The organism is Oscillochloris sp. ZM17-4 (assembly GCF_019599295.1).
Taxonomy (GTDB): domain Bacteria; phylum Chloroflexota; class Chloroflexia; order Chloroflexales; family Chloroflexaceae; genus Oscillochloris.
The window spans coordinates 22,074-30,646 of record NZ_JAIEWN010000026.1 but is presented as its reverse complement, the minus strand read 5'-3'; the positions used below and the strand labels follow the sequence as shown (position 1 = coordinate 30,646).

Sequence of the window (8,573 nt, the reverse complement as noted above, 5' to 3'; positions counted from 1 at the left end):
CCGCTGGCAGCCATTACAAGGCGTGCATACTGTATCTGCTGGCAACACATAACAAAAGATTGCCGCGCGTCACTGGTGACGCGCGGCAATCTGCAATCTGCAATCAGCCAATCTGCAATGCTCTAGGCGTGGACGTGCTCGCGCTCCTCGACATACTTCTCGCGCGGCTGCTCGGCCGGGCGGGCCGTGCGGCGCATGCGGGCCTCGATCTGGGCGAGCATCTCATCGGGCTCGACCGACGCGGCCATGCAGGCCTCGCGGAGCCGGAGCCGGCTGGTCGTATCAATACCGTGCTCGCGCAGGATCTCGCGGGCGCCGGGGAGCGTGCGGACAACCTTGTTGACGTCGCTGGTTTCGTAGCTGCCGTTGCGCATGGTAAACCTCCAGAACTTAGAAGAACGACATTGTTGCGACATCGCGACGGTGTGCCTGATGCCTCTCGCCGACACCATCGTCATTGATGGGCTGACATGCATATTTTAGCAGATAGCTTGTACATAATCAACAACTGAGCAACCTATTTCATTGTGCATATTGCACAAATAGCGCCGCAGACACGCTTGCGCATCGAACCCGCCCAACCGCGCCACCATGCCGCCGGACCCCGCCTTGCCCCCGGCGATGTTCTCGCGTAGAATGAGGCCGATCCCGCCCCCATCACAGCGTCACAAGGAGGTAGCGCGATGGATTTCCAGCTCAGTGAAGATCAGCAGATGCTGCGCGATATGGTGCGCCAGTTTGTGGAGAAGGAGGCCCGCCCCAGCGTGGCTGAGCGCGACGACCAGGCGATCTGGCCCGACGCCCTGGTGCGGCAGATGGGCGAGCTCGGCCTGCTCGGCGTGGCGGTGAGCGAGGAGTACGGCGGCGCAGCCCTCGACTACATCTCCTACGCGATCGTGATCGAGGAGCTCAGCCGGGTGGACGCCTCGCTCGGCGTGATCGCCTCGGTGAACAACTCCCTGGTCTGCTACGGCATCGAGAAGTACGGCTCCGAGCAGCAGAAGCGCGAGCTGCTCACCCCGCTGGCCTCCGGCCGCACCCTGGGCGCCTTCTCGCTCTCCGAGCCCGGCGCCGGCTCCGACGCCGCCGCCCAGAAGACCACCGCCGTGCGCGACGGCGACTCCTATGTGATCAACGGGGTGAAGAACTGGGTGACGAACGGCGACCACGCCGACACGATCATCCTCATGGCCATGACCGACCCCTCCAGGGGCGTCAAGGGCATCAGCGCATTCCTGATCGACACCCGCGAGCCGGGCTGCCGGGTGGTGAAGGTGGAGAACAAGCTCGGCATCCGCAGCGCCCACAGCTCGCAGATGGCCTACGACGACTACCGCGTGCCGGCCTGGCGCCGGCTCGGCGAGGAGGGCCAGGGCTTCAAGATCGCCATGACCATCCTCAACGCCGGGCGGATCGGCATCGCCGCCCAGGCACTCGGCATCGCCCAGGGAGCCTACGAGGAGGCCCTGGCCTACACCAAGGTGCGCGAGCAGTTCGGCAAGCCCATCCACGAGTTCCAGGCCGTCGGCTTCACCCTCGCCGATATGGCCACCCGGATCAAGGCCGCCCGCCTGCTCACCTACGAGGCCGCCTGGCGGAAGGATCAGCACCTTGATTATGTCAAAGACGCGGCCATGGCCAAGCTCTTCGCCTCGGAGACGGCCATGTGGACGGCCACGAAGGCCATCCAGCTCCACGGCTCCAACGGCTACTCCAAGGAGTACCCGGTCGAGCGCTACTTCCGCGACGCCAAGATCACCGAGATCTACGAGGGCACCAGCGAGATCCAGCGGCTGGTGATCTCGCGTGAGATCACCCGCGACTAGGGTTAATGTAAAATTGAGAATTGAGAATTGAAAATCCTGCAATTTTCAATTTTCAATTTTCAATTCTCAATTCTATGGAAGACCACATCCCCCTCGACTTCCAGCCGATCCCGCCCGAGGAGTCGCTCGCCAGGGCCGAGGCCTTCTACGCCCAGATGGCCCGCCGCCGCTCGGTGCGCTTCTTCGCGGACCGCCCGCTGCCCGAGGGTCTGCTGGAGCAGATCGTGGCCACGGCCGGCACCGCGCCCAGCGGGGCCAACCAGCAGCCCTGGACTTTTGTGGCCGTGCGCAGCCCCGACCTGAAGCGGCAGATCCGCGCGGCCGCCGAGGAGGAGGAGCGCGCCTTCTACAGCCAGCGCGCCCCCGAGAGCTGGCTGAGCGACCTGGCGCCGCTCGGCACGGGCTGGGAGAAGCCCTTCCTCGATGCGGCCCCGGCCCTGCTGGTGATCTTCCGCCAGCGCCACGGCTATGATGCCGACGGCACGCTGCACAAGCACTACTACACCCTGGAGTCGGTCGGCATCGCCGTGGGCATGCTGATCGCGGCTATCCATAACGCCGGACTGGTCAGCCTGACCCACACGCCCAGCCCGATGGAGTTCCTAGAGCGTATCCTGGAGCGCCCGACGAGCGAGAAGGCCTTCCTGCTCATGCCGGTCGGCTACCCCGCCGAGGATGCGACGGTGCCGAATATCACGCGCAAGCCGCTCGATGAAATTCTGATCTGGCGATAGGGGAGACTTCATGGAGGGCGTGGCCCTTCTTGGCCCTCCCGTGAGGTGTTGTTTGCTGTCGATCAAGGCATTCGAGTCGCTGCTTGTGTCGGGGATGGCCGATCGCTGGTCGGCGGTGCAGGAGCGACTTCACCCGGCCCTGGCTGAGCTGGCCGAGCGGGTGCGCGCCGCAGCGGAGGCCGATCTGCCGCGAATCTGGCCGCTCTACGAGGTGAGCTTCAAGTCGCAGCGCTACCTCAACCGCGGCCAGGGTCAGCGCGACCCGATCAATGACTACTGGGTGGCCTTCGACCGCGCCCCGCGCGGGGCCGGCGTGCTGGTGGCGGTCAGCGGCACCGAGCGGTCCGTCCTGGTGGGCATCCAGCTCTGGCGCTCGCGCAAGGACGACCTGGCCTCGCTCTGGGGCGGCGCCCGCCCGGTCTGGCAGCCGATCATCGAGCGGATCGGGCGCGAGGGCGTGGCCCGCTTCGCCGCTCAGCCCTCAGCCCTCAGCCCTCAGCCCTCAGCCCTCTGGATCGACCGCTACCTCGCCGCGCGCGGCGCCGGCTACCTCTGGGCGGGATTCGTCTACCCGTGGGAGTCCCTGCCGGAGGATCTGGCCGGGCGCCTGACGGCCGACGTGCTGGCCCTGCTGCCGCTGAACGAGGCGCTGATGGAGCAGGCCGAGGCCGACGACCCGGCCAGCCCGGCGGTGCTGCGCGAGGCCCGGCCCGGCTACGGCGGCGAGCCACCCCCTATCGAGATGATCGCCGAGCGGGTGCGCGCCCGCGGCTTCACCATCTCCGACCTGCTCCTGCGCAGCTACCACCTGGCCCTGCAAACCCGGCCCCTGGTGATTCTGCCCGGGATCAGCGGCACCGGGAAGACCCGGCTGACCCGGCTGTACGCCGACGCGGCCCACGGCGTCGCGCCCGGCCGCGACAACCCCTACTACCTGGTCGTCTCCGTGCAGCCCGACTGGCACAGCGCGCGCGACCTGCTGGGCTACTACAACGCCCTCACCGGCGACTACCACGCCAGCGCCTTCACCCGCTTCCTGCTGCGCGCCGCCGCCGACCCGCAGCAGACCTACTACATCTGCCTGGACGAGCTGAACCTGGCCCGCCCCGAGTACTACCTGGCGCCCATCCTCTCGGCGATGGAGACCCTGGAGGGCACCTTCGACCTTGGCACGCCCACGGCCGAGGCGCCCCTGGCCGGCGGCGGCAGCATCCAGAGCCCCATGCGCCTGCCGGGGAACGTCCGCATCACCGGGACGGTCAATGTGGACGAGAGCACCTTCGCCCTGAGCGACAAGCTGCTCGACCGGGCCAACCTGATCGAGCTGACGGATGTCGATCTCGGGGCGTTTCGGGCCAGCTACGCTGGCCCGGTGGACGATGAGGTCTGGGCGATGATCGCGGCGGTGCAGCCGATCGCCACCGACGCGGGGCACCCCTTCGGCTACCGGGCGATCGGCGAGATGCTGCGCTTCGTGGAGCAGGCCCGAGGCACGCTGACGCCGCGCGCGGCCCTCGACCTACAGATCAAGCAGAAGGTGCTGCCGCGCCTGCGCGGCGAGGACTCCCCGCGCCTGCGGCGGGCGCTCGCGGCCCTGCTGGACCTGACGTTGGGCGTCGAGCAGCGAGCCTGGGGCAAGGCCGCCGCGATCAGCGCCGAGCAGCTGGCCGCCGCGCCCTACCCCGAGAGCGCGGCGAAGCTGCGGCGCATGCTGGAGCGGCTCGACCAGGACGGCTTCACGGATTTCTACGCGTAGGGCGCTGAAAGAATCGTATAGTGTGATGCACCAATGTGCCAGCTTCGCTGGCACATTGGTGCATCACACTATACGATTCCAGGGTGCAAGCCCTACACCAGCCGCATCACGGCCAGGGCGCGGATGGCGACGGGCTCGCGGGCCACCTCGGCCCATGTGCGCCCTCGGTCGTCGGAGCGCAGGAGCTGGCCGACGTCGGTGCCGGCCCAGCAGATGTCCATGTGGTAGCTTGAGGGGGCCAGGACGGTGATCGCGCCCTGGAGGGGCGAGTCGAAGGTGGGCGGCTGCCAGCTGGCCCCGCCGTCCTCGCTGCGCTGAAGCGAGGTGCCATCGGCGATCGCGGCGAGCAGGGTCTCCTGCTTGCCGGCGAGCATGGCCAGCGCATCGGCGCCCGGCGCCGGCGGGTGCGCGCCCGTCCACTGAGCCACCCCCTGGGATGTCGCGATGAGCGGGCGGGTGCTCTCGCGGAGGGCGCGCAGCGCCTCGGCCTCGGCCTCGGGGGCCGCCCCCCAGCTCTGCCCGCCGTCCACGCTGCGCAGAGCGTCACCTTCCGCCAGGCCGACGATCACCGACAATGCGCCCTCGTCGCCGTCGGCGGCGATGATCGCCCGCACCCCGCGGCCCTCCAGCGTGTGCCCCGCCCGACGCCAGCGCCCCGTCGCCCCGGGGTCGCTGTAGGTCACCAGCCCGTCATCGGTGCCGACGTAGACAATTCCGGCCTTCGCCATACAAAGCTCCTGCTCCCTATGTCAGGAGGGCGGTGCCCTCCCTGGCCCTCCCCGCACACACATCTAGCCCTCAAGCCGCGCCTTCAGCTGGGCGAGGGACGTCTCAAGGTCGGCCTGGTTCTGGCGCTCGACGAAGAGCTTGTCGGCGATCGCGCCGAGGACGGCCCCGCCGGGCACCAGATACTCCACCCGGACACGCACCAGCGTGCCGCTCATCTCCGGCGAGAGCCGCCAGTCCCAGGCGTTCGTCAGGTCGCCGCTGCCCTCCTCGCGCAGGTAGCGCCCCGGCTCCAGGGCCGCGAAGACCGTCCGCCCGTGGAAGGTGAGCTTGCCGGCCATCTTGAACGTCCACTCGAACGAGTCGCCGAGCCCCCGCCCGGTCACGTTATGCACCTCCTCAAGGCCGGCCATCCAGGCTGGCGCGTCCTCGACCTGGAGCAGCGCCGCGAACACCTCTTCGACGGTGACATTGATGAAGGTCTCGTGCTCGACCGATGACATAGGCACCTCCTCGTGCTGGGCTGCTAGCGCCAGAGTAGCATAGCATTGCGGGCGGCCCGGCGTCAATCGGTGCGGAACCGCGCGACGCGACGCGGCGTCTTCATAGGTGCGATAATCTATCGTATGATTTGCGTTGCCTACGAGCCGCACTGAGATCTGCCCCCGCAGGAGCATATGACAGCTACCAACGCCCCCCGCAGGCGCCGGCGAGTCCGCTGGCCCACCATCCTCGGCATCCTCGCCCTCGCCCTGACCGCCCTCTGCGTCGCAGGGGTCTTCATCGCCCGCACGATCCTCGTCGGCCGCGACAGCGCCGCCCCCGGCGTGATCACCCAGGTCGTGCCCGTCGAGCAGGGCGACCTGACCGAGATCGTGCAGGTCAATGGCGCGCTCGAGCCGCGCGACCGGGCGAGCGTGGCCTTCAGCGCCGGCGTCCGCGTCCGCGAGCTGCTGGTGCAGGAGGGAGAGCAGGTGGCGGCCGGCCAGGTGCTCGCCCGCCTGGAGACTCGCGACCTGGAGCTGAAGGTGGCCAGCGCCCGCGCCGAGGTCGACCTGGCCCAGCGCGCGCTCGACAAGCTGGAGGCCGGCCCTAGCGAGGCCGAGCTGGCCCAGGCCGCCGCCAGCACCGCCCGCGCCCGCGCCGACCTGGCCGCCGCCGCCGGCGAGGTGCGCCCCGTCGATGTCGATGTCGCCCGCGCCCGCCGCGATGAGGCCCGCCAGCGCCTCGACGATCTGAAGGCCGGGCTCGCCCCCGACGACCTTACAGCCGCCGAGAAGGCGCTCCTCGCCGCCCAGGACGCCCTGCGCGCGAGCCAGGACGACCTTGAGCGCACCCGCGACAGCGCATCCCGCGCGAAGACCGACGCCCAGCAGAGCCTTGAGCGCGGGGCCAAAGATCTCATCCGCGCCCAGCGCGCCTACAGCGACGCCTACTGGGACTGGGACTACGTCCAGCACACTGGCCGCCACCCCCGCGACACGATCACCAACCCGGACACCGGGGTGGTGACCCACCGTGAGCTGGACGCCGCCGAGATCGATCAGTTCGAGCGCACCCTTGAGGATGTCGCCGACGCGCTCAAGGAGTCCGAGCAGAGCCTCAAGCGACTCCAGGAGGCCTACGACCAGGCCCGCGAGGACGAGATCAGCCAGATCCAGTCCGCCGAGCGCCAGGTCGATGCGGCCGGCCGCGACCTGGACGAGTCCCAGAGGCTGCTCGACACCGCCCGCACCAAAGGCGTGGCCGCCGCCATCCTTGACGCGCGCAAGGAGCTGGCTGACGCCGAGAAGGCCTACGCCGATCTGGTGGATAACCCGCAGCGACCGGCCCAGCGCGCCGCCCTCCAGGCCGCCCTGCTGGAGGCCATCGCCGCTGAGGAGAAGCTGAAGGATGGCCCCGACCCGATCGAGCTATCGCAGGCGAAGACGACGCTGGAGCGCGCCCGCGCCGGGCTGGCCGCAGCCGAGGCCGAGCTCGCCGAGGCCGAGCTGCGCGCCCCGATCGCCGGCACGGTGGTGGACATCACCCTGAAGGAGGGCACCCTGACCGAATCCAGCGACGCGATCAGCATTGCCGACCTGAGCGGCTTCCTCATCCGCGGCCAGGTCACCGAGCAGAGCGTGGCCCAGCTGAGCGCCGGCCAGGCCGTGCAGGTCAGCGTGGACGCACTGCCCGATGTCAGCTTCCGCGGCGAGCTGGCCCGGGTGAGCGAGCTGCCCGACAGCCAGGGCCAGGCCGACCAGGGCTTCGACCCCTTCGGCGGCGGGGGCGGCGGGGGCGCCCTCGGCGGGCTCTACCCGGTCGAGATCACCTTCGACGCCGAGGACGAGCGCCTGCGGGTGGGCATGGCCACCACCGCCAGCATCGAGATCCTGAACATCCCCGACACCCTGATCATCCCGCTCCAGGCGGTCGAGGACGGCCCCGACGGCCCGACCGTCCGCCGGGCCAGCGGGGCCGCCGGCCCCGACGGCCAGCCCATCGGCGAGCCCGTGCCCGTCCAGCTCGGCGCGATCAGCGGCGACCGCGTCCAGGTGCTCGGCGGGCTCGCCCCCGGCGACCAGGTGATCCTGCCGCAGATCGTGATCGACGGCGGCGGGCCGCAAATGTTTCAGCCATGACGACCGCAAGGGCGCAGCAGCGCGGCGCTGCTGCGCCCTTACCGCATGAGGTTCCATGTACCTCTTTGAGCTGATCAGCATCGCGCTGACAAGCCTGTCGAGCAACCGACTGCGCACCTTCCTGGCGACGCTCGGGATCATGATCGGGATCACCGCCGTGAGCACCCTGCTCTCGGTGGGCCAGAGCTTCCAGAGCTTCGTGCAGCAGCAGTTCGCCAACCTGGAGACGGACGCGATCAGCCTGCAGGCCCAGCCCGACTACTCGGGCGAGCGGCCGGCCCAGGCCGGGCGGCTCAGCGAGGCCGACCTGGAGGCGATCGCCGGCCTGCCCAACGTGCGCGAGGTGGTGGGCCGCTACCTGGGCGGCGGCGACCTGACCGCCGGGCCGAATATGAGCTACGGCCAGATCATCGGCGCGCGGCCGAGCCAGCTGCGCCCCAGCACGCCCCTGGCCCTCGGCCGCTACATCCGCGACGACGACATCGACCGGCGCGCGCGGGTGGCCGTCATCGACTGGGGCAGCGCCCAGATGCTCTACCCCGACGGGCGGCCCCTCGGTCGCGAGCTGCTCATCCTTGGCATGAGCTTCCGCGTGGTCGGCGTGCTCGCGCCCCAGGGCGACAACCCCTTCGGCTACGGGCAGACGGTGGCCGTGCCGATCAGCACCGCCCGCGACCGGCTCTTCCCGCAGAGCGCGACCAGCGGGGCCGAGGTGAATGAGGCGACGATCTACCTGCACGACCCGCGCCTGATCAGCGAGGGCGAACGGGCGATCACCGCGCTGCTGCGCGACCGGCACAAGCTCAGCCCCGAGCAGGGCAACGACTTCAGCTTCCAGAACTTCCGCGAGTTCGCCGAGGCCAACGCCAGCATCCTGGCTGGGATCACCGCCTTCCTGGGCGTGATC

8 protein-coding genes are annotated in these 8,573 nt (G+C 69.5%); 5 read left to right on the top strand and 3 right to left on the bottom strand.

The features are described 5' to 3' along the window. Window positions 1–122: 122 nt before the first annotated feature. Complete coding sequence (locus K2Z83_RS17855; protein WP_220596547.1) at window positions 123–374, bottom strand: hypothetical protein; 252 nt, start codon at window positions 372–374, stop codon at window positions 123–125. Between the two features lie 309 nt (window positions 375–683). Here K2Z83_RS17855 and K2Z83_RS17850 point away from each other — a divergent pair, with 309 nt between their 5' ends. The 3 genes from K2Z83_RS17850 (at window position 684) to K2Z83_RS17840 (ending at window position 4,316) form a co-directional block, all read left to right on the top strand. Continuing rightward, entirely contained in the window at window positions 684–1,826 is a 1,143-nt protein-coding gene (locus K2Z83_RS17850) for an acyl-CoA dehydrogenase (protein ID WP_220596546.1), read from the top strand. A gap of 74 nt (window positions 1,827–1,900) precedes the next feature. Beyond that, window positions 1,901–2,560 carry a nitroreductase family protein gene (locus K2Z83_RS17845; RefSeq protein WP_220596545.1) on the top strand — a complete coding sequence of 220 codons (660 nt, stop codon included), beginning with the start codon at window positions 1,901–1,903 and terminating at the stop codon, window positions 2,558–2,560. 52 nt (window positions 2,561–2,612) lie between these two features. Continuing rightward, window positions 2,613–4,316, top strand: coding sequence for an McrB family protein (locus K2Z83_RS17840; RefSeq protein ID WP_255604181.1), 1,704 nt, complete (start codon window positions 2,613–2,615; stop codon window positions 4,314–4,316). Between the two features lie 92 nt (window positions 4,317–4,408). Here the strand turns inward: K2Z83_RS17840 and K2Z83_RS17835 are convergent, their stop codons facing one another. Next, window positions 4,409–5,044: a hypothetical protein gene (locus K2Z83_RS17835; protein ID WP_220596544.1), complete on the bottom strand. Its 636-nt coding sequence runs from the start codon at window positions 5,042–5,044 to the stop codon at window positions 4,409–4,411. A 63-nt stretch (window positions 5,045–5,107) separates the two neighbouring features. After that, on the bottom strand, window positions 5,108–5,545 hold the full coding sequence (locus K2Z83_RS17830; protein ID WP_220596543.1) for an SRPBCC family protein: 438 nt from the start codon (window positions 5,543–5,545) through the stop codon (window positions 5,108–5,110). Between the two features lie 174 nt (window positions 5,546–5,719). Here K2Z83_RS17830 and K2Z83_RS17825 point away from each other — a divergent pair, with 174 nt between their 5' ends. Further along, window positions 5,720–7,666 (top strand): HlyD family efflux transporter periplasmic adaptor subunit, encoded by a 1,947-nt coding sequence (locus tag K2Z83_RS17825; RefSeq protein WP_220596542.1) that lies wholly within the window; start codon window positions 5,720–5,722, stop codon window positions 7,664–7,666. A gap of 55 nt (window positions 7,667–7,721) precedes the next feature. Then, a partial coding sequence (locus K2Z83_RS17820) for an ABC transporter permease (RefSeq protein ID WP_220596541.1) occupies window positions 7,722–8,573 on the top strand: 852 nt, incomplete at its 3' end.

What these genes read in the sequence shown, in the direction of transcription:
- K2Z83_RS17825 (WP_220596542.1), top strand. Translation starts at nt 5,720, where the DNA reads ATGACAGCTACCAACGCCCCCCGCAGGCGCCGGCGAGTCCGCTGGCCC.
- K2Z83_RS17835 (WP_220596544.1), bottom strand. Translation starts at nt 5,044, where the DNA reads ATGGCGAAGGCCGGAATTGTCTACGTCGGCACCGATGACGGGCTGGTG.
- K2Z83_RS17830 (WP_220596543.1), bottom strand. Translation starts at nt 5,545, where the DNA reads ATGTCATCGGTCGAGCACGAGACCTTCATCAATGTCACCGTCGAAGAG.
- K2Z83_RS17855 (WP_220596547.1), bottom strand. Translation starts at nt 374, where the DNA reads ATGCGCAACGGCAGCTACGAAACCAGCGACGTCAACAAGGTTGTCCGC.
- K2Z83_RS17850 (WP_220596546.1), top strand. Translation starts at nt 684, where the DNA reads ATGGATTTCCAGCTCAGTGAAGATCAGCAGATGCTGCGCGATATGGTG.
- K2Z83_RS17845 (WP_220596545.1), top strand. Translation starts at nt 1,901, where the DNA reads ATGGAAGACCACATCCCCCTCGACTTCCAGCCGATCCCGCCCGAGGAG.